Annotated in this window: 22 protein-coding genes and 1 riboswitch; of the genes, 10 read left to right on the top strand and 12 right to left on the bottom strand. The window is 73.6% G+C overall.

All coding sequences use genetic code 11. From position 1 onward, the window contains the following. Nucleotides 1–51 precede the first annotated feature (51 nt). Both CP977_RS32305 and CP977_RS32300 read right to left on the bottom strand, forming a co-directional pair. Nucleotides 52–921: a hypothetical protein gene (locus tag CP977_RS32305; protein WP_152371346.1), complete on the bottom strand. Its 870-nt coding sequence runs from the start codon at nucleotides 919–921 to the stop codon at nucleotides 52–54. Between the two features lie 7 nt (nucleotides 922–928). Beyond that, entirely contained in the window at nucleotides 929–1,783 is an 855-nt protein-coding gene (locus tag CP977_RS32300) for a bifunctional 5,10-methylenetetrahydrofolate dehydrogenase/5,10-methenyltetrahydrofolate cyclohydrolase (protein WP_062760062.1), read from the bottom strand. A gap of 29 nt (nucleotides 1,784–1,812) precedes the next feature. Beyond that, a riboswitch (ZMP/ZTP riboswitch) is annotated at nucleotides 1,813–1,920 on the bottom strand. Nucleotides 1,921–2,190: 270 nt separating this feature from the next. Here CP977_RS32300 and CP977_RS32295 point away from each other — a divergent pair. Further along, complete coding sequence (locus tag CP977_RS32295) at nucleotides 2,191–3,129, top strand: terpene synthase family protein (protein ID WP_152371345.1); 939 nt, start codon at nucleotides 2,191–2,193, stop codon at nucleotides 3,127–3,129. Between the two features lie 64 nt (nucleotides 3,130–3,193). Here CP977_RS32295 and CP977_RS32290 read toward each other — a convergent pair whose 3' ends face one another. After that, complete coding sequence (locus tag CP977_RS32290; protein ID WP_062760060.1) at nucleotides 3,194–4,024, bottom strand: DUF1206 domain-containing protein; 831 nt, start codon at nucleotides 4,022–4,024, stop codon at nucleotides 3,194–3,196. A gap of 185 nt (nucleotides 4,025–4,209) precedes the next feature. On the opposite strand from CP977_RS32290, the gene CP977_RS32285 reads away from it, so the two are divergent. Next, nucleotides 4,210–5,016, top strand: coding sequence for an alpha/beta fold hydrolase (locus tag CP977_RS32285; RefSeq protein ID WP_152371344.1), 807 nt, complete (start codon nucleotides 4,210–4,212; stop codon nucleotides 5,014–5,016). 40 nt (nucleotides 5,017–5,056) lie between these two features. After that, complete coding sequence (locus tag CP977_RS32280) at nucleotides 5,057–6,049, top strand: glutathione S-transferase family protein (RefSeq protein ID WP_062760487.1); 993 nt, start codon at nucleotides 5,057–5,059, stop codon at nucleotides 6,047–6,049. Between the two features lie 412 nt (nucleotides 6,050–6,461). Here CP977_RS32280 and CP977_RS32270 read toward each other — a convergent pair whose 3' ends face one another. Further along, nucleotides 6,462–7,712 (bottom strand): PP2C family protein-serine/threonine phosphatase, encoded by a 1,251-nt coding sequence (locus CP977_RS32270; protein WP_229991443.1) that lies wholly within the window; start codon nucleotides 7,710–7,712, stop codon nucleotides 6,462–6,464. Nucleotides 7,713–7,964: 252 nt separating this feature from the next. On the opposite strand from CP977_RS32270, the gene CP977_RS32265 reads away from it, so the two are divergent. The 6 genes from CP977_RS32265 to CP977_RS32240 all read left to right on the top strand — a co-directional run bounded on the left by CP977_RS32265 (nucleotide 7,965) and on the right by CP977_RS32240 (nucleotide 12,900). Further along, nucleotides 7,965–8,486, top strand: a complete 522-nt coding sequence (locus CP977_RS32265) for a DUF6328 family protein (RefSeq protein ID WP_062760058.1) — start codon at nucleotides 7,965–7,967, stop codon at nucleotides 8,484–8,486. A gap of 126 nt (nucleotides 8,487–8,612) precedes the next feature. After that, nucleotides 8,613–9,395 (top strand): PepSY domain-containing protein, encoded by a 783-nt coding sequence (locus CP977_RS32260; protein WP_062760057.1) that lies wholly within the window; start codon nucleotides 8,613–8,615, stop codon nucleotides 9,393–9,395. A 304-nt stretch (nucleotides 9,396–9,699) separates the two neighbouring features. Further along, on the top strand, nucleotides 9,700–10,236 hold the full coding sequence (locus CP977_RS35590; RefSeq protein WP_152371343.1) for an EF-hand domain-containing protein: 537 nt from the start codon (nucleotides 9,700–9,702) through the stop codon (nucleotides 10,234–10,236). Beyond that, nucleotides 10,233–11,378 (top strand): isocitrate/isopropylmalate family dehydrogenase, encoded by a 1,146-nt coding sequence (locus CP977_RS32250; RefSeq protein ID WP_062760055.1) that lies wholly within the window; start codon nucleotides 10,233–10,235, stop codon nucleotides 11,376–11,378. The genes CP977_RS35590 and CP977_RS32250 overlap by 4 nt, the downstream gene beginning before the upstream one ends. Then, nucleotides 11,375–12,034, top strand: coding sequence for a cysteine hydrolase family protein (locus CP977_RS32245; RefSeq protein WP_079131518.1), 660 nt, complete (start codon nucleotides 11,375–11,377; stop codon nucleotides 12,032–12,034). Before CP977_RS32250 ends, CP977_RS32245 begins: the two co-directional genes overlap by 4 nt. Then, nucleotides 12,001–12,900: an SAM-dependent methyltransferase gene (locus CP977_RS32240; protein WP_152371342.1), complete on the top strand. Its 900-nt coding sequence runs from the start codon at nucleotides 12,001–12,003 to the stop codon at nucleotides 12,898–12,900. The genes CP977_RS32245 and CP977_RS32240 overlap by 34 nt, the downstream gene beginning before the upstream one ends. A gap of 52 nt (nucleotides 12,901–12,952) precedes the next feature. On the opposite strand, the gene CP977_RS32235 is transcribed toward CP977_RS32240, so the two are convergent. The 8 genes from CP977_RS32235 to CP977_RS32200 form a co-directional block, all read right to left on the bottom strand. Next, entirely contained in the window at nucleotides 12,953–13,387 is a 435-nt protein-coding gene (locus CP977_RS32235) for a gas vesicle protein K (RefSeq protein ID WP_372460763.1), read from the bottom strand. Further along, nucleotides 13,384–13,701 carry a gas vesicle protein gene (locus CP977_RS35020; protein ID WP_229991441.1) on the bottom strand — a complete coding sequence of 106 codons (318 nt, stop codon included), beginning with the start codon at nucleotides 13,699–13,701 and terminating at the stop codon, nucleotides 13,384–13,386. The genes CP977_RS32235 and CP977_RS35020 overlap by 4 nt, the downstream gene beginning before the upstream one ends. Beyond that, complete coding sequence (locus CP977_RS32225) at nucleotides 13,698–14,564, bottom strand: GvpL/GvpF family gas vesicle protein (protein WP_063915271.1); 867 nt, start codon at nucleotides 14,562–14,564, stop codon at nucleotides 13,698–13,700. Before CP977_RS32225 ends, CP977_RS35020 begins: the two co-directional genes overlap by 4 nt. After that, entirely contained in the window at nucleotides 14,561–15,061 is a 501-nt protein-coding gene (locus CP977_RS34530) for a gas vesicle protein (RefSeq protein WP_229991440.1), read from the bottom strand. Before CP977_RS34530 ends, CP977_RS32225 begins: the two co-directional genes overlap by 4 nt. An 18-nt stretch (nucleotides 15,062–15,079) precedes the next feature. After that, nucleotides 15,080–15,328, bottom strand: a complete 249-nt coding sequence (locus CP977_RS32215) for a gas vesicle protein GvpG (RefSeq protein ID WP_062760052.1) — start codon at nucleotides 15,326–15,328, stop codon at nucleotides 15,080–15,082. Nucleotides 15,329–15,392: 64 nt separating this feature from the next. Further along, the gene (locus CP977_RS32210) at nucleotides 15,393–16,109 is read right to left on the bottom strand and encodes a GvpL/GvpF family gas vesicle protein (protein ID WP_062760051.1); all 717 of its coding nucleotides are present in this window, start codon (nucleotides 16,107–16,109) and stop codon (nucleotides 15,393–15,395) included. Between the two features lie 3 nt (nucleotides 16,110–16,112). Next, on the bottom strand, nucleotides 16,113–16,580 hold the full coding sequence (locus CP977_RS32205; RefSeq protein ID WP_062760050.1) for a gas vesicle structural protein GvpA: 468 nt from the start codon (nucleotides 16,578–16,580) through the stop codon (nucleotides 16,113–16,115). A gap of 28 nt (nucleotides 16,581–16,608) precedes the next feature. Next, the gene (locus CP977_RS32200; RefSeq protein WP_152371341.1) at nucleotides 16,609–16,977 is read right to left on the bottom strand and encodes a gas vesicle protein GvpO; all 369 of its coding nucleotides are present in this window, start codon (nucleotides 16,975–16,977) and stop codon (nucleotides 16,609–16,611) included. A 204-nt stretch (nucleotides 16,978–17,181) separates the two neighbouring features. Here CP977_RS32200 and CP977_RS34295 point away from each other — a divergent pair, with 204 nt between their 5' ends. Further along, a complete protein-coding gene (locus tag CP977_RS34295; protein WP_167309016.1) occupies nucleotides 17,182–18,045 on the top strand; it encodes a histone protein in 864 nt (287 codons plus the stop codon).

Below are 18,045 nucleotides of genomic sequence, written 5' to 3'. Positions count from 1 at the left end.
CCGGCGGAGTACCACCCGCACCGGTGAGGTGCCGCCTGAGCCGGTGGCACGTCACCTGAGCCGGTGGCTGATCCTCCCTCCGACGGCGGAGGGGGCGGCCAGGCTGCAGGCGACGGTGTCCGAGCCGAGGAGGTGGCTCGTCCGGTACGGGTACTGGACGAAGGTCGTCCAGCGCGTGCCGAGCGGCTGCCGGGCCGCCTTGCGGCGCAGCGGTTCGCGGCAGAGCTCCGCGGCCGCCTCCTTCACCGCCCGGTCCGTGGCGTAGCGGCCGGTCAGCCGGGGCCGGGCGACGAGTTCGGCGGAGTGCGGCGTGTCGCAGGGGCGGCGGACGGCGGTGCCCGGCGCGTCGCGGTCGATGTCGAAGCAGTCGCCCACGCGCAGCGCCTCGAAGGAGACGGGCCGCTCGGTGCGCCGTTCGCCCTTCGGACTCCCGGAGGGGGCCGGGGCGGTTCCGGTGGAGGCGGTGTTCCCGGTCCTGGGCGGCGTCGGGGACGTGCTCGTGCGCGGGGCCCGCTCCCCGGGCTCCGTACGCGTCGGCGTGCCGCCCCGCGTGCCCGCGGTGGTCGGCGCGCCGTCCCCCGTCGTACCGGGCGCGGGCATGTCGGCGGCTCCGGCCGTGCCGGACGCGCCGGGCGCCGGGTCACCGGTCGTGGGAGGGGCGGCGTCGGGGCCGACGGCCTCGGTGACGGCGGAGAGCGGCGCGTCCGTCGGGGTCCCGTCGTTGCCGCCGTCGTCCCGGACGGACAGGAAGGCGGTCGCCACCAGGGCGGCCGTGAGCAGCGGGACGAGCGGCGTGCCGAACCGGCCGGCGCGGCGCGGCGCCGGGCGGCGATCGCGCCGCGGGCTCTCCCCGTCGGCCGGGCGCCGTCCGGACAGCACGGTGCGGACCGTCGTACGCGCGCCCTGCCGCCTCTCCGTCACGGTCGTCCTACAGGCCCAGCTGGCGCTCGGCGCCCTCGACCGTCTGGGCGAGGAGCACGGCGATGGTCATGGGGCCGACACCACCGGGGACCGGGGTGATGAGGGAGGCGCGCTCGGCGGCCGACGCGAAGTCGACGTCACCGACGTTGCCCGGGTTGTAGCCGGCGTCGACGACGACGGCACCGGGCTTGATGTCCTCGCCCTTGATGAAGTTCGGCCTGCCGACGGCGGCGACGAGGACGTCGGCCTCGCGGACGACCGAGGAGAGGTCCCGGGTGCGGGAGTGGCAGTAGGTGACGGTGGCGTCGCGGCCGAGGAGGAGCAGACCGGCCGGCTTGCCGAGGATGGCGCTGCGACCGACCACGACGGCCCGCTTGCCGCTCAGTTCGACGTCGTACGCGTCGAGGAGGCGCATGATGCCGCCGGGCGTGCAGGAGACGAAGCCGGGGAGGCCGAAGCCCATGGCGGCGAAGGAGGCCATGGTGACGCCGTCGACGTCCTTCTCCGGGGCGATGGCCTCGAAGGCGGCGCGCTCGTCGATGTGGGGGCCGACGGGGTGCTGGAGGAGGATGCCGTGGACCTCGGGGTCCAGGGAGAGGGCGGTGATCGCGGCGACCAGTTCCTCGGTCGTCGTGGTGGCGGGCAGCTCGACGTGCTGGGAGCGGATCCCGGCCTGCGCGCAGCGGTTCCGCTTCATCTTCACGTACGTCACGGAGGCCGGGTCCTCGCCGACCAGGACGGTCGCGAGACAGGGGGTGACGCCGGTGCGGCGGGTGACCTCGGCGGCGCGGGCGGCGGTCTCCTCGACCGTGCGGCGGGCGAGGGCCGTACCGTCCATGAGGGCGGCGGTGCTGGTGGACATGGCAACTCCCGGGCGTCGTCTCTGACCGAATGGTTCGCCCAGGCGCACGGCATTCGGCACGATCGCGCCGGTGGGCGCGCTCCGCCGGGCCGCTCCCCGGTGGTGATCCACCTCAAGCGCCAGTCACGGCCCGGACCCCACTCTACGTGAGGGGCCGGGGGCGGGTCTCGGACAGGTCCGGGCCGGGCTCCGGGGGCGGCGGCCGGCCGCGCGGAACGGATCGTCGCCGACCACCCCGGTCGGTCGTCGCCACGGCCGCCGACCGGTCCGCGGCCAGGGGGGTCCGGATTCGATCCCCTTGTTATTCCTGGTAGTTAGTGATCAGTTCAAGTAATCTTCGATCGCGCCGGGGGGCGTTGGGGGCACCCGGGCCCGATGCTCTGGGGGTGCCCGTGTTCCATGCCGCAGTGCTCGACCTTCCCTTCCCGCCGCACAGTCATCCGGACCGGGAGGCCGCCGCCCTGCTCCACCGGGAGTGGCTGCGGCGCCACGAGGGGCTCGCCGGGGCCGTCGACCGGGCGGTCTACGACCGGTGGGACGTACCGCGGCTCGCCGCGTTGACCAGTCCCGACTGCGCCACCGGCGACCTGGCCCTCGCCGCGGACCTGCTCGGCTTCTACTTCCTCTTCGACGACGGGTTCGACAGCGGTCTCGGCCGGGCCCCCGCGCGGGTGGCGGAGGTCTGCGCCCGGTTGACGGCCCTCCTGCACGGGGACGGCCCCGCGCCCGGCGCCCGCACCCCCGTGGAGCGGGCCTTCGCCGACCTCTGGGAGCGCAGCGCGCACGGCATGTCCGCCCGGTGGCGGGCCAGGAGCGCCTACAACTGGGAGTGGTACTTCGCCTGCCACCCGGCCGAGGCCGCCGGCCGGCTCTCCGGTCGGCTCCCGGACCGGGAGGGCTATCTGGCGCTCCGCCGGGGCACGGCCGCCATGGAGACGCTCTTCGACATGGTCGAGCGGCTGAACCGGTTCGAGGTGCCGCAGGAGGTGCTGCACCATCCGACCCTCCGCCTGATGCGCCAACTGGCGGCCGACATACCGTCGTTCACCAATGACGTGCACTCGTACGCGCAGGAGCTCGCGCGGGGCGACGTCGCCAACATGGTGATGATCGTCCGCGAGGAGACCGGGGGCTCCCCCGAGGAGGCGGCCGCCCGGGTGATGCGCGAGGCCCAGGCGATGGTCGACCGCTTCGTGGGCCTTTCCGCCGAGGTCCCCGAAATCTGCGACCTCCTCGGCCTCTCCCCGGCCGGGCACGAGGCCGCCCGCCGGTACGTCGACGGGCTCGCCGCCTGGATCGCCGGCTACCACCGCTGGGAGGTGGACACCGGCCGCTACGGCAAGTGAGCCGCGGCCGTGGAAACGCCCCGCACGCGTGCGCGTGCGGGGCGTCCGGTTCGCGGCCGGCGGATCAGACGTCGCGCCACTTCGCCTGGCCGAAGGAGAAGACCCCGAAGAGGACGAGTCCGGCGGCCACGGCGACCAGCAGCCACGGGCCGGCGGGGGTCTGCGCGAACGAGCGGATCGCGTCGTCCATGCCCTTGGCCTCGTCCGGGTCGAACTCGATCGCCGCCTTCAGACCGAAGAAGCCGATGGCCGCGAAGACGAGTCCGCGTCCGACGCCCCCGGCGATGCCGGTCACGTCCATGAAGCGCCGCTGGTGCGCGGACATCGTGGCCCACGTCAGGCGCTTGCGGTACTTCCGCATCACGGCCCGGCCGCCCATCCACAGGCCCGCGCCCAGGAAGCCCACGGCCGCCGCGCCGACCAGCCACTGCCCCGCCGGCAGGTCGAGGAGACGGCCGGTGATGTCGTGGCTCTGCCGGTCGGTCGCGCCGGCGCCGCTGTCCCGGTTCCCCGCCGCGAAGGACAGGACGAAGAAGGACGAGACGGCGTAGAAGACGAACCGGGCGGCGGACACGGCCCGCTTGGCCGGCTTGTCGCCCTTCGGCCCCGCGCCTCCGAACAGGGCCTCCGAGAGGCGCCACAGCGCCATCCCGACGAGCCCGATGCCCAGGGCCCAGAGGATCACCGCTCCGAACGGCGTCCCGGCGACCTGCGCGAGGGCACCGCCCTTGTCGGCCTGCTCGCCCGTGCCGGTCAGCCCGATGCGGACGGCCAGCACCCCGATGAGCAGGTACAGGACTCCGCGCGCGACGAAGCCCGCCCGGGCGCCCGCTCGTACCACGTCCCCACGGGCCGCTCTTCTCGCGACGGCCGTGGTCGACCCCCCTGTGCTCATGCCCCTTCACCCCTCTCGGATCGGAATGACCGGGTGCCCCGTCTTCTCCGTTCGAACCCCCGCGGTGCGTTCGAACGCCGGCCGGTGGGCATCGCGCGGCCGGCGCGGATCACCGTTTGCGGCCCTCCGGAGCCCGGCGGAGACTGGGCGGGGGCAGGGGGCGAACCTGGAGAGGGTCTGGGACGATGGGCGCATACGCTGACCTTCCTGGGGTCAGGACCTGGTACGAGACCGAGGGCGACGGCGACCCGCTGGTCCTGCTGCACGGCGGCTTCTGCACCAACGAGACGTGGGGCGCCCAGCGTCCCGACCTCGCCGGCGCGTACCGCCTCTTCCTGCCCGAGCGGCGCGCGCACGGGCACACCCCCGATGTGGCCGGACCGCTGTCGTACCGGGACATGGCGGACGACACGGCGGCGTTCCTGGAACGGGTGGTCGGGGGCCCGGCGCATCTGGTCGGGTGGAGCGACGGCGGTGTCGTCGCGCTGCTCGTCGCCGCCGCCCGGCCCGACCTGGTCCGCAGGGTGGTGGTGATCGGGGCGAACTTCCGTCCCGGTCCCGAGTGCTTCACCGATCCGGCGATGCTGGACGCGATGACGCCCGACAGCCCGGACATGGAGTTCTTCCGCGAGATGTACGCGGCCGTCGCGCCGGACGGGGCGGACCACTGGCCGGTGGTGGCGGCCAAGGTGGTCGACATGTGGCGGACCCAGCCGACGCTCTCCCCCGAGGACCTGGGGTGCGTACGGGCTCCCACCCTGGTCGTGGCCGGCGACGACGATCTGATGACGCTGGAACACACCGCCGCCCTCTACCGGGCGATCCCGGGGGCGCGGCTGGCCGTGGTGCCCGGCGCCTCCCACCTGGTGCCGCTGGAACAGCCGGAGCGGATCAACCGGATGGTCCTCGACCACCTGGCGGGGGACGCCGAGGTCGAGACGATGATGCCGGTGCTGCGCGCGGCGTCCGGGGCCCCGGGCGGCGGCGGCTGATCGCGGGCGGAGTCGTACGGGGCGGGTTACGCTCGTGGTCATGGCTGGCGACGGTGAGTACGAGCGCGACCGGAACTACCTGACGACACGGATCACGGCCGACGGCCGGGACGGGTTTCCCGTGGAGCCCGGACGGTACCGGCTGGTCATCGCCCGCGCGTGCCCGTGGGCGAACCGGGCCGCGATCGTCCGGCGCCTCGTGGGCCTGGAGGACGTCCTGTCGATGGGCATCGCGGGGCCCGTGCACGACGAGCGCAGCTGGTCCTTCCACCTGGACCCGGACGGCAGGGACCCGGTCCTCGGCATCGAACGGCTCCAGGAGGCGTTCTTCCGGCGGGACCCCGGCTACGCGCGCGGGATCACCGTGCCCGCGATCGTCGACGTCCCCACCGGGGCGGTGGTGACCAACGACTTCGCGCGGATCACGCTCGACCTGGGCAGTCAGTGGACGGCCCATCAGCGGGAGGGCGCGCCGGAGCTCTACCCGGAGAAGTGGCGGGACGAGATCGACGACGTGGCCGAGAAGGTGTACCGGGACGTCAACAACGGTGTGTACAAGTGCGGTTTCGCGAGCAGCCAGGAGGCGTACGACAAGGCGTACCGGAGGCTGTGGGACCGGCTGGAGTGGCTGGAGGAGCGGCTTGGGAACCGGCGCTATCTGGTCGGGGACACGATCACGGAGGCCGACGTCCGCCTCTTCACGACCCTCGTGCGGTTCGACGCCGTCTACCACGGCCACTTCAAGTGCAACCGGCGGAAGCTGACCGAGCTTCCGGCGCTGTGGGGGTACGCGCGGGACCTGTTCCAGACGCCCGGTTTCGGCGACACGATCGACTTCGAACAGATCAAGAGGCACTACTACGTCGTCCACCGCGACATCAATCCGACGGGGATCGTCCCCCTGGGCCCGGACCCCCGGAACTGGCTCTCGGCGCACGGGCGGGAGGAGCTGGGCGGGCGTCCGTTCGGCGACGGGACGCCGCCCGGGCCGCCTCCGCCGTCCGAGCGGGTCCCGCCGCTCGGCACCGGCTGAGCCGGACGCGCGCCGGCGCGCCCCGTACACGCGTCGCTTCTGTCCTGTACGTGCGCCGGGTCCGTCCCGCACACGCGTCGGCCCCCGCCCTCTCTCACGGGCGGGGGCCGACGCGTGTGCGGGACGCTCAGGTCACCGGTTCCGGGCCGGGGCCCGGCGGGGGCAGCGGGCCGGGCTGCGGGAAGGGCTCCGGGGGCGGTGTCGGGGCCGGTGGGTCCGGCTCCGGCTGGGGCGGCGCGGGCGGAACGGGGTCCGGTCCGCCGGGCCCGGGGCCCGGGCCCGGCAGCGGTCCCGGCCCGGGGGCGGGCCCCGGGCCCGGCGGGGGCGTGGGACTCGGAGGGACGGGATCGTTCGGGGGTGTGCTCATGAACCCTCCTGACGGTTCGCCGTGGTCTCGCTGTCGAAGCCGCGCCTACCCGCGTCCCGGGCGATCACTCGCGCCCGGGGCCCGATCGCTTTCTTCCGCCGCGTCCGGGCGTGCTCCCCGGCCGCGTCCGCTCGGGTGCCACTCGGTGAGCAGGATGGTGGCGTCGTCGCGCAGCTTGTGGACCTGGTGCTGCCGCAGTCCCTGGACCAGGCGGCGAAGGGCTTCGGGGGCGGGAGCGCCGGCCGCCGTGGCGCGGATGACGGTGTCGGCCAGCCGCTCCTCTCCGTAGAAGTCCCCGCCGGGCGAACGCGCCTCGGTGACGCCGTCGCTGTAGAGGAGGATCCGGTCGCCGGGCTGGAGGCGCGCGGTGTGCTCGGTGGGCGGCGTCTCCCTGAGGAACCCCCAGCCGAGCGGGAGGTCGGGCTCCCGGTCGAGGACCAGCGGGAGGACCCTGCCGTGGCGGATCAGCAGGGGCGGCGGATGCCCGCAGTTGATCCAGGTCAGCCGTCCGTCGGCGGTGTCCAGATGGGCGACGACGGCGGTCATGAGGCGGTCGGTGAACCAGGTGTCGAGGATCCGGTCGATCGAGGTGACGATGTCGGTCAGCGAGCCGCCGGAGCGGCGGGCCGCCCGGCAGGCGGCGAGTCCGGCCGCGCTGGCTCCGCCGGAGGCGAGGTCGTGGCCCATGGAGTCGATGACGGTCAGGTGCAGGCCGCGGTCGTCCAGGGTGTGGTCGAAGGTGTCGCCACCGATGTCGTACGCGGGTTCGAGGACCGCCGAGGAGGTGACCTCCGTCGTACCGATGGTCCGGGGCGGCAGGAAGGCCCACAGCAGCTCGGCCTGCACCGTCATCGGACGCGCGCGTTCCGTCTCGACCAACAGGTCGCTGTGGGAGGACTTCGACACCACGAGGAGGGCGGCGACCCCGGCGAGCGTCTCGCCGCGTCCGAGCAGGGCGTCGTCCAGGTCGGGCGCCGTCACCATCAGGACGCCGATGCGCTCGACCCCGTCGATCATCGGAAGCCAGGCGGTGGCGCCGTCCCTCGACCGCTGCGCCTGCTGCGTGCGGTAGGCCAGGCCCGCGAGGGAGGTGTCCACGTCGAGCGTCGGCTGATGGGCGACGTCCGGCTGGGGCAGGGCGATCAGCCGGATCTGCTGGAGGTCGGTGACGTACATGGCCGTCCCCCGGAACCCCATGCGGCGGCCCGCGTCCTGGACGAGGCCCGCGAGCTCCCGCCCGGACCGCAGGTGGGAACGGGCCAGCAGATCGCCCAGGACATCCTCGTACGTCGACACACGATCTCCGCGGCTTTTTCTCCGGCGTCTTGCGGCGGCGTGGAGCAGCCCGTCCTCCCCCGGGCACCCCCGGGGTGGCTCCCAGGCTACGCAGGCCCTCCGGTGATCGCACGCCTTCACGCGCGCGTGCCCGCCGTCGTCCGCCGTGCCGGAAGCGGCTTCCCCACCGGGCCGGAACGGCGGACGGCGCGCACCCTGGGAAAAGGGAAACTCGGGGCGGATGGGATGCGGACCTGCGGGAAAGAGGACGCCATGGTTGAGGACGAGATACCCGAGAGCGACCGGCGGACCAGAAGAAGCGAGACGCCCGAGGAGCGGGCGGACCGGCGCTGGACCGAACTCATACAGGAGATCAGGGTCGCCCAGACCGGTGTGCAGATCCTCCTGGGCTTCCTGCTCACCGTGGTGTTCACACCGCACTTCCAGGGCCTGGAACAGACCGACAAGACGATCTACATCGTCACCGTCGTGCTCGGTTCGCTGGCGACCGGCGCCCTCATCGGGCCCGTGGCCTTCCACCGCATCGTGTCGGGGCGCCGCATCAAGCCCCAGGCGGTCGTCTGGGCGTCCCGGCTCACGTTCCTCGGTCTCATCCTGCTGCTCGCGACGCTGGTCTCGGCGCTCTTCCTGATTCTGCGCGTGGCCACGCACGACGGCTACGTGCCGTGGCTGGTGTCCGGGGTGGTCGCCTGGTACCTGGTCTGCTGGTTCGGCCTGCCGCTGTGGGCGCGGATCCGCTACACGAACGGGGACGGCCTGTCGTCCGACGAGTGAAGCGGGGTCCGGTCCGGACGGGGGCGCCAGGTCGGTTCCCCCGTCCGGACCGGCGGAGGGCCGCGATCGGGTGGTTGCGCGGCCCGGCGTGTCACGGAGCGGGGGAGCCCGGTCAGGAATGGACGCATGAGCACCTCTCTGCGACATCGACTGCGCGGCCCGGCCGTCGCCTGCCTCGCCGCGTCCTGCGCCCTTCTGCTCGCCGCCTGCGGCTCCGAGCAGAAGGAGACCACCACGACCTCCGCCCGTATCGCACCGGCCCAGACCACGGCCACCGGCGGTCCGACGGCGACGGGCTCCGCGTCCGCCTCTCCCTCCGGGTCCGCTTCGCCGCGGCTCACCGACGACCAGGCGGAGCGCCAGCGCCTCGTCCCGGCCACGAAGGTCACCTGGGACAAGGCCGTGCAGACCGCCGTGGCCACCGTCCCCCAGGGCAAGCTGGTCGAGACCGAGCTCGCCTGGGCGCCGCCGAACGCCACCGCGAGCGGCAGCGCCACCGCGTCCGCCTCCCCGTCCGTGAGCCCCGGCGCGTCCGCCTCCGCGAGCCCGTCGGAGGGCGCGGGGGCCCGGACGCCGGCGTGGCACACGAGCGTCGCCACGGCGGACGGCACCCTCCACGACGTCTGGGTCGACGGCGTCAGCGGCAAGGTCATCAGCGACCGGCCGGACGCGGACCAGGACGCCGAGGACAAGCAGGAGCTGGCCGACCGGCTGAAGCGGACCACCGTCACACCGGAGCAGGCGGTCCAGACGGCCACCCAGGACGACAAGGGCACCGTCACGGCCGTGGAGCTGGACGACGACGCCTGGTCGGTGGACGTCGTCGACACCAGCAGCTGGGACAAGACGACGTACGAGGTCTCCACCACCGAGCGACGGGTCCTCCGCCAGGAAGTCGACCGCGACTGACCGCGCCTCCCGGCCCGTTCTCCACTCCTTCGCCCGTTCCGGCCCGCCCGGAACGGGCGTTCCGCCGTCGGCGGCCGGAAGAAAAGCCGCACGGAAGACCGGAAGGAAAGCCAGAAGGAAGGCCGGGAGAAAACGGCCTCCGGTTTCCAGCTTTCCGGCATGTCATGCACCGCCCGGCGAATTGCCTCCGATCGTGTACAACACCCCGCTTTTGTACACCGAAAGGCCTCCGGCACCCCGATAGTGGGTCAACGGCCGGGAACGTCTCCCGGCGTCATCCTCACCGAAAGCCGGGTGCTTCCTCATGCCCACCACCGAGGCCAACGACCGTGTGCGACTCGTGTTCTCGCTCTTCGACGCCGACGGGAACGGCTACCTGGAGCCGTCCGACTTCGAGCTGATGGGGAAGCGGACCGTCGCGGCGCTGCCGGCGGCCGGTGAGAAGGCCGCGGCGCGGCTCCTCGACGCCTTCCGCCGGTACGGGGACACGCTCCTGTCCGAGCTGGACGCCGACGGCGACGGGCGGGTCAGCCCCGAGGAGTTCACCGCCGTCGTGCTCGACCCGCGGCGGTTCGACGCCGCCGTGGACGAGTTCGCCGACGCGCTGTCCACGATGGGCGACGTGAGGGGCGACGGCTTCGTCGCCCGCCCCGACTTCCTCGCCCTCATGACCGCCATCGGCTTCGACCGGCCCAACATCGAGGCGCTGTTCGAGGTCCTGGGCCCGGTCGACGGCGACCGCGTCCCGGTGGCCGTGTGGGCGGACGCGATCCGGGACTACTACCGCCCGGAGAAGGCGGGCATCGCCGGTGACCGCCTCGTTTCCGGCACCGCCCGATGATCGGAGGGACCGGGCGGGAGGCGGCGGGGGCCTCCCCGTCAGATGGGGCCCGGCCCGTGGTCGGCCTGGCCGTGGGCCAGGGCACGGGCCCGGAGCTGGCGGACGTCTTCGAGCGCGTCCTGGACGCCCTCGCCGCCGGGCGGCCGGGCGGCGAGGGCGTGGACGTCGTCCGCTCGCCGCGCCCGTACCACTCCTACGTCTCGCTCCGCCGGGACCACGACGTCGCCGCCGTGCGGCGACTGACCGCCGAGGACGCCGACCACTACGAGGCGTGGTGCCGGGATCTGGCCGAGCGCGGCACCACGGCCGTCTTCCGCACCGCGATCAACGCCCAGTCGCTGTACCTCGTCCGGCGCAGGCTGCGCGCCGTGAAGGTCGATCTGCTGGAGGCCGACGGGCGGTCGCTGCTGCTGGTCCGGGACCAGGCCCAGGGCTTCTACACCGGCGAGAACACGCACACCGCGGGCGAGGTCACCCGCACCCTGTCCTTCAGCCGCGAGATCACCGGCGCGGTCGTCGAGCACGCCCTGGAACGGGCCCGGCGCGCCTGGCCGGACGGGCGGATCGGCCGGATCGTCATGGCGTACAAGTTCCATCTGCTCGACGGGGCGTTCGACGCGTGGGTGGCCGAGCTGTCGGAGCGGTTCGGGGTACGGATCGAGGTGTTCCAGCCCGACACGGTCAACCGCGACCTGCTCGCCCACGGGCTGCCCGACCGCACCCTGCTGATCGCCGGGAACGAGTGGGCCGACATCATGCACGTCGTGCTCCTCGACCGGTACGGCTCCGACCGGCAGGAGAACCGCTGCACGGAGAACGTCTGTCTCGATCCGGCGCTGCGGGGCCTGGTGGAGTACCAGACCGTGCACGGCTCAGCCGACGACCTGGCGGGCCGGAACCTGGTCAACCCGGTCGCCACGATCCGGGCCGCCGCCCTCGTCGCCGAGCACCACGCCGGGTGCACCGGTGCCGTGGCGGTCGTGGAGGCGGCGCTCGCGGTCCTCGCCGAGCGGGGCGTGCGCACCCCCGACCTCGGCGGCCGGCACTCCACGAGCGAGGTGGTCGAGGCCCTGCTCGACGTGCTCGACGTCTCCGGGCCGGGCACCGTCCGGCGCGACGCGGCCCTGGTGGGCGGCCCGTGACGGCGTCAGAGCGCACGGCCCTGGTCGTGGTGGACCTGCAGAACGACTTCTGCGCGAGCCCTCTGGCCAGGGCCCGGTTCCGCGGTGATCCCGCGGTCCTGGACGCCGTCGTCTCCTCGACCGCCGCGGCGGTCGGGGAGGCCCGGCGCCGGGGCGTGGAGGTGGTGTTCGTGCGGTTCACCGGCGACCCCGTCCACCAGGGGGCGAGCTGGCGGCTGCGGGACCTGGGCCGGGGCAGGCCGCCGAAGTGCCTGGAGGGAACCTGGGGCGCGGAGTTCCATCGCGTCCTGCCCGCCGCCGGCGAGGCCGTCTTCACCAAGCGGGCCTGCTTCGACGCCTTCCTCGCGGCCGGCTTCGAGGAGCACCTGCGGGGCCGGGGCGTCGAGCACCTGGTGTTCGCGGGGCTGTTCGCGGACGTGTGCGTGGACTCCACCGCCCGCACCGCGTTCCAGAAGGGCTTCCACGTCACCGTCCTGGCGGACTGCACCACGGCCCTGCACCTGCCGTACGAGGAGGTCCTCGCGTTCATGCGCGTCCTCTACGGCGCCCGTACCCCCGCCTCGGACGACCCGTCCGCGTGGGACGTCCCCGTGGCGGGGCCGCGACGACGGGAGGAGGGGGCATGCGTACCGCAGCCGGTCCGGTCCCCGGGGTGACGGCGGGCGTGGGCCGCACCGCCCTGCTGGTGGCCGCCGCCCGCGCCGTCGAGACCCACCGTCCCGACGCCCTCGCCCGCGATCCGTTCGCCGCCGCCTTCGTCCGGGCGGCGCCCGACACCGCCGACTGGCCGCTCCATCCCGACGAGGTCCCCGGCGGGGCCTCGGACCCGCTGTGGGGCAGGCTCGGCCGGTACTTCGGGCTGAGGACCCGCGTCCTGGACGACCACCTGCTGGCGTCCGCACGGGCGGGCGTGCGCCAGGTGGTGCTGCTCGGCGCGGGCCTGGACTCCCGGGCCTTCCGGCTCGACTGGCCCGCCGGGACCGTCGTCCACGAGATCGACTCGGCCGGTGTGCTGGCCTTCAAGCAGTCGGTGCTCGACGGCACGGGGGCGGAGCCCGTCGCCGAGCGCCGCCCGTGCGCCGCCGACCTGCGGCAGGACTGGACGGCGGCCCTCGTCGGTTCCGGCTTCGATCCGTCCGCCCCGACCGCCTGGCTCGCCGAGGGGCTGCTGCTCTACCTCCCCGCCGAGGCCGAGCGGCGGCTGATCGACGACGTGGACCGGCTCAGCGTCGTCGGCAGCACGCTGGCGTACGAGATCAAGGAGGTGACGGCCGAGTCACCGCGCGTGCGCGGCGGCCCCGTCTACACGGAGACGCGCGAGCGGATCGGCATCGACCTGCCGGGGCTCTTCGCCACGGGGCCGCGCCCCGACTCGGCCGGCGCCCTCGCCGACCGCGGCTGGCGGGTGGCCGTGCACCGCCCGTACGACTTCACCGCACTCCACGGCCGGGGACCGCTCCCGGAGCCGGACGACGCCCTGGCGGCCAACCGCTGGATCTTCGCCACGGCCGGCCGTTCCTGACCCGTGGGGCCGGGCCCGGCGGAGCCGGGGCGCTCGGTCCTCACGCGGCGGCTCAGTCCTCGCGCGGCAGCAGGGGGCCGAGCGGGCCGAGATCGAGGTTGAGGTCCTGGAGCGTGTAGCCGTGCTCGGCGCAGAGGTCGGACAGGGCGTCGTGCAGGGCCATCAGGGTGGCGCCCAGCTCCTCCTCCTGGTCGTCGGTGAGGTCGCCCGCGTCGACGCGTCGCAGCGCCTGCCTCTCGATGAGCTGGCGCAGGAGCTCCACGACGGTGAGGACGAGTTTGAGCAGGTCCTCCTCCACCGACTCGTGGTCGGTCCGGAGCCTGCGGGCGGGGCGCGGGGGTTCGTCGGCCGGGGTGGGCGGGGCCTGGAGGAGGCGGAAGGCGTCGTTCAGAGCGGTGCCCGCCCTGCGCAGGGGCGGTGGGGCCTCCGGGAGCGGCTCCGGAGGAGACCTCCGCTCCCCCGGCTCCGGGTCCGCCTCGTCGTTCACGCCCGCCCCCGGTCCAGTGGTGCGGTCACGTCCGCTTTCCGGTCCACCGGTGCGTTCATGCCCGCCCCCGGCCCGGTGGTACCGGAAGCCAGGGGGTCCGCCCTAGGCCCGGCGGTGCCGGAGGCCAGGGGGTCCGCCTCCGAGTCGACGGAGACGATCAGGGCGCGGAGCGAGATGCGGACGAGGTCGATGTCCGCGATCGACAGGACGAGGTCGCCGGAGAGGACCACTCCCCCGCTGAGCAGCCTGTCGAGCAGGTCGACCAGGGCGACCTGCCGGCCGGGCAGTGATTCGGTGGGCCGGGAGACCGTCATGGCGCCGCCCCCTCCCCGGCGGTCTCGCCGCCGGGCGGCGGCGACGGCGTGGCGAAGGAGTAGGGGGCCCACGGCCCGGTCACCTCGACGCGTACGCCGTCGAGGCCTTCCACCGCGCCGGTGAGCGCCGTGCGGAACTCCTCGGCGCGGTCGTGCGGGACGAGATAGGCGTCGTTGAGGACGTTCTCCTCCGGGCCCGCCAGGGCCCCGGTCTGGGCGGGGTGGCGCATCCGGTGCGTACTGAACCGGTGGGCCAGGGCCTCGACGCGGGCGGCGGCCTCCTGGGCGTGCCGGTAGCGGGTCTCCTGGGCGCTGTGCTGGGCCCGGCGGCGGCGCAGATAGGCCTTGCCGGGAGTGAGGGAGGCGTCGGCAGCTCTCCCGGGGCCCTCAGCTCCCTCACGGGACTCCGCGGCGCCGGCAGGGCCGGTGCGGTCGGTGGAGCCGGTGGGGCTGATGTACAGCTTGACGCCGAACTCGCTCCGGCCGCGGAGGAGGGCGATCCGCTCGGTGAAGGACCGGCTCTGGGCGGTGAGGGCGCGGCGGGCGCGGTCGTCGTTCTGGTAGACGGTCGCCAGGCGCAGCGGGAGGACGGTGTCGTGGCGGGCGACGGTCTGGACGACCTCGTGGTGGGCGCGGGCGACGCCCTCCAGCCACTCCAGGTCCTCGAAGCGGGCCTTCAGGGTCCGCTCGTCGAACTCGTCCGGCGCGACCCGGCTGACCACGAACGCCACGGGGGCCGTCCCGGCCGCCAGGAGGGAGACGGGAGCGCCCGACACGCCTCGGAGTTCCCCGAGGGCCGCGCGTACCTCCCGCGTGTCCGGGACCGCGGCGTACACGTAGGTGAGGTCTTCGCGGGCGTTCATCTGCCGCGCTTCCGTGGCGCCCTGTTCCCCGCCCTCCGGCCGGGGGCCGCTTCGCGGTCCGGCTCCGCGCCGTCGGCGGCCTCCACCTCCTCGGCGTCCTCGATGTCTTCGGCGTCCTCGGCCTCGAAGGCCTCCGCTTCCGGTCGCTCCCCCGTCGTGAGCCTCTCGCGGCGCAGCGCCTCCACCTCCGCGCGGAGCCTGCGGTTCTCCTCGGCCAGGGGGCCGCCGGTGTGCTTCGAGGAGAGGGAGGGGTCGTGCTCCCACCAGTCGATGCCCATCTCCTTCGCCTTGTCCACGGAGGCGACCAGGATCCGCAGTTTGATCGTCAGGAGTTCGATGTCGAGCAGGTTGATGCGGATGTCCCCGGCGATGACGATGCCCTTGTCGAGCACCCGCTCCAGGATGTCCGCGAGGTTGGCGGAGGAACTCGGCCCGTACGGCGCCGGCGCCGCCCGGGAGGGGACGGATCCGAACCGGTCGGGCAGGGGGTCAGACACGGCGGCCTCGCTTCCGGGTCATCGCGGCCCCCGCCGGTACGCGTCGATCTCGTCCAGCCGGTCGAGCAGTTCGTCCTCGCGCCGGTCGAAGGCCTCCTGGTCGATCTCTCCCCGTACCAGCCGGGCCTCCAGCTCCCGGAGCTCCCGCCAGACGGGGGCCGGGTCGTAGTACTCCTCCTCGGCCGTCTCCAGGACCTTCTCGGCGATCCAGACGGCGCCGCGCACCGGGGCGACGGGAAGCGTGAGCAGCTGCGTCAGCAGTCCCATCCTCGTTCCTCCTCCTTCCTCACTCGTCTTCCGCCACCGGACGGACTTCCCCGCCCGTCCTCCGCTACCGGACGAAGCTGTACGGCGGCAGGGGGCCGCTCAGCCGGAACTCCACCCCGTCCCCGAGCTGCCGGACGAGGCCCGCCTGCGCCGAGAGGAACTCCTCCCTCCGGTCGTCGGAGACCAGCAGCGAGAGGTTGAGGAGGTCGTCGCCGGTCGCGGGCCGTACGTCGTGCTCCCTGGCGTACGGGACGAGGGCGTCGGTCAGTCCGGCCGCGAGCGCGTCCTGCCGTTCCCGCACCTGCGCGGCGACCGCGCGGCCGAGGGTCAGCGGGAGCTGGGGGTCCGGGTCCCCGGCGCGGATCCGATCGTTCAGCTCCCGGGTCTCGGGGGTCTCCCGCAGGATCTGCCGCAGGAGCTCCTCCTCGTTCTGGAAGGCCCGCACGTGGTACTCGACGCAGCCGTCGAGCCGTTCCAGGTTGGCGAGGTAGCCGTCGGCGTCCTTGCGGAGCGCCTGTTCGACCGTCGCCTCGTCGGCGGCGGTGTAGCCGAACTGGAGGGGCAGGACCGGGCCGCCCTCCATCAGTCGCTCCTGCACCTCCTGGTGGATCAGCAGGTCGCGCCGCTTGGGCCGGATCTCCTCGGAGACGTCGCTGACCACGGCGTACAGCGGTCCGCACGCGAGGGCGCGCACCGGGGACGGATCGGCGCCGACGCCGGTCACGTCCCCGACGGCGAGGGGGTGGTCCTGCCCCGTGATCGCGTAGACGTAGAGGGCCATCGGTCACTCCTTCTCCCGGCGCGCCGCGCGTCGGGCGGGGGGCCGCCGGCGTCGGGGAGCGGGCTCCTCCTCCGCTTCCTCCTCCTCGTCCGGCTCCTCGTCGTCGCGGGACTTCCCGGTCAGGGACTCGGTGACGGCGTCGACCGCCCCGCTGAGCGCCCCCTTGGACTTGCCGTGGGCCCCGCCCTCCATCATGCCCCCGACGACCTCGGGGAGCTGCGCCGGAGCCTTGCGGCCGGATTCGAGGTCGAGCCTGTTGCAGGCCTCGGCGAAGCGCAGATAGGTGTCCACGCTGGCCACCACGATCCGGGCGTCGATCTTGAGGATCTCGATCCCCACCAGCGAGACGCGGACGAAGACGTCGATCACCAGGCCCCGGTCCAGGATGAGCTCCAGGACGTCGTAGAGGGTGCCCGAGGAGCCTCCGCCCCTGCCGGCGGCGCTGCCGCCGCCCTGCGGCACCATCGTCATGGTGCCTCCCTTCACGGCCGAACCGTTCTCAGAACGGCCGATCGATCATCCCGCGGCTGTAGCGGCGGGTGCGTTCGAAGGAGATCAGTGCGCCTTCCTCGTCGAGTGCGACCTTGTAACTGGCCAGCACGCTGGTCGTGTCGGGGATGCGTTCCAGCTCCACCACTTCCACCTGCGCCTCCCACCCCGAGTCGGTGGGTTTGAGCGAGGAGACCGACTCGGGCGGTCTGCCGAGCAGCTTCGCCAGTTGCTCGGCGGCCGAGCTCATCGCCGAGCCGGCGTCGACGGCCCTGGCCCGGCGCGGCGCCGGTCTGCGCCGGGAGGGGGCGCGCTCCCGCTGTTCGTCGTCGGCGCGGGGGGCGGCCCGCCGGGGGCGTTCCGAATCTGCTGAAGCCATGTGGCACTTCCGGAGGACGTGCAGCCAGTTACGGCTAGAATTTCATGATATAGGGACAAAAGCCATGCCGGGAAAGCAGGCTCGTTCCCCACCGCCCGACAGGGGCGCCCTTCACGGGAGTGCGCGCGGAGGTGCGCCCCGGTGCGGAGAGTTCCGTACGAGGCGACGGCGAGGCCGTGTGCGCCCGGTGAAGGGACAGAGGCCATGGATGACACGTCCAAGATCGCCCTGGCGGCCGCGGTGGCCGGGGGCTACGTGCTGGGACGGACGAAGAAGGGGCGCCTCGCGTTCACCGCGGCGACCTATCTGGCGGGGCGGCGCTTCGGCCTCGAACCCCGACAGCTCGTCGCGGAGGGCCTGAGCAGGCTCAAGGACATACCCCAGGTCGCGGAGATGGGCGACCAGCTGAAGGGCGAGACCCTGAACGTCGGCCGTCAGGCGCTCAAGGCCGCGGCCGACCGCAAGCTCGCCGACCTCGCCGACTCGCTGCACGAGCGGACGCTGGCGATCGGCAGCAGTGGGGACGAGGAGGACGAGGAAGGGCGTTACGAGGACGAAGAAGAGGACCGGCAGGACCAGGAGGGCTACGAGGACGAGGAGGAATCCGAGGAGGAACCCGAGGAGCCCGAGGAGTACGACGAGGACGAGGACGTGTGGGAGGAGGACGAGGAACCGGAGGAGGACGGGGAGGACGAAGAGGCCGAGGAGGACGAGCCGGAGGAGCAGGAGGAGCCGGAACCGAGTCGGTCCTCGCGTCCGTCGTCCCGCACGCGCAAGCCCTCCCGGGCACGCGGTACGGCTCCGGCGAAGAAGACCGCTCCTGCCGGGAAGAGCGCACCCGCCAAGAAGGCCGCGACGAAGAAGACGGCCGCGGAACCGGCCGCGAAGAAGGCGCCGGCCAAGAAGACGGCAGCGAAGAAGAGCGCTCCCGCGAAGAAGGGCACGGCGGCGAAGAAGAGCGCTCCCGCCAGGAAGGCCGCGGCCAAGAAGACCACGGCACGCAAGCCGGCGGCGAAGAAGACCGCCGCGAAGAAGACGGCCGCGCGCAAGCCGTCGGCGCGGAGGTAG

Source organism: Streptomyces cinereoruber (assembly GCF_009299385.1).
Classification (GTDB): Bacteria; Actinomycetota; Actinomycetes; order Streptomycetales; family Streptomycetaceae; genus Streptomyces; species Streptomyces bikiniensis.
Note: the sequence above shows the minus strand (reverse complement) of the source record. Positions and strands in the feature narration are given on the sequence as shown.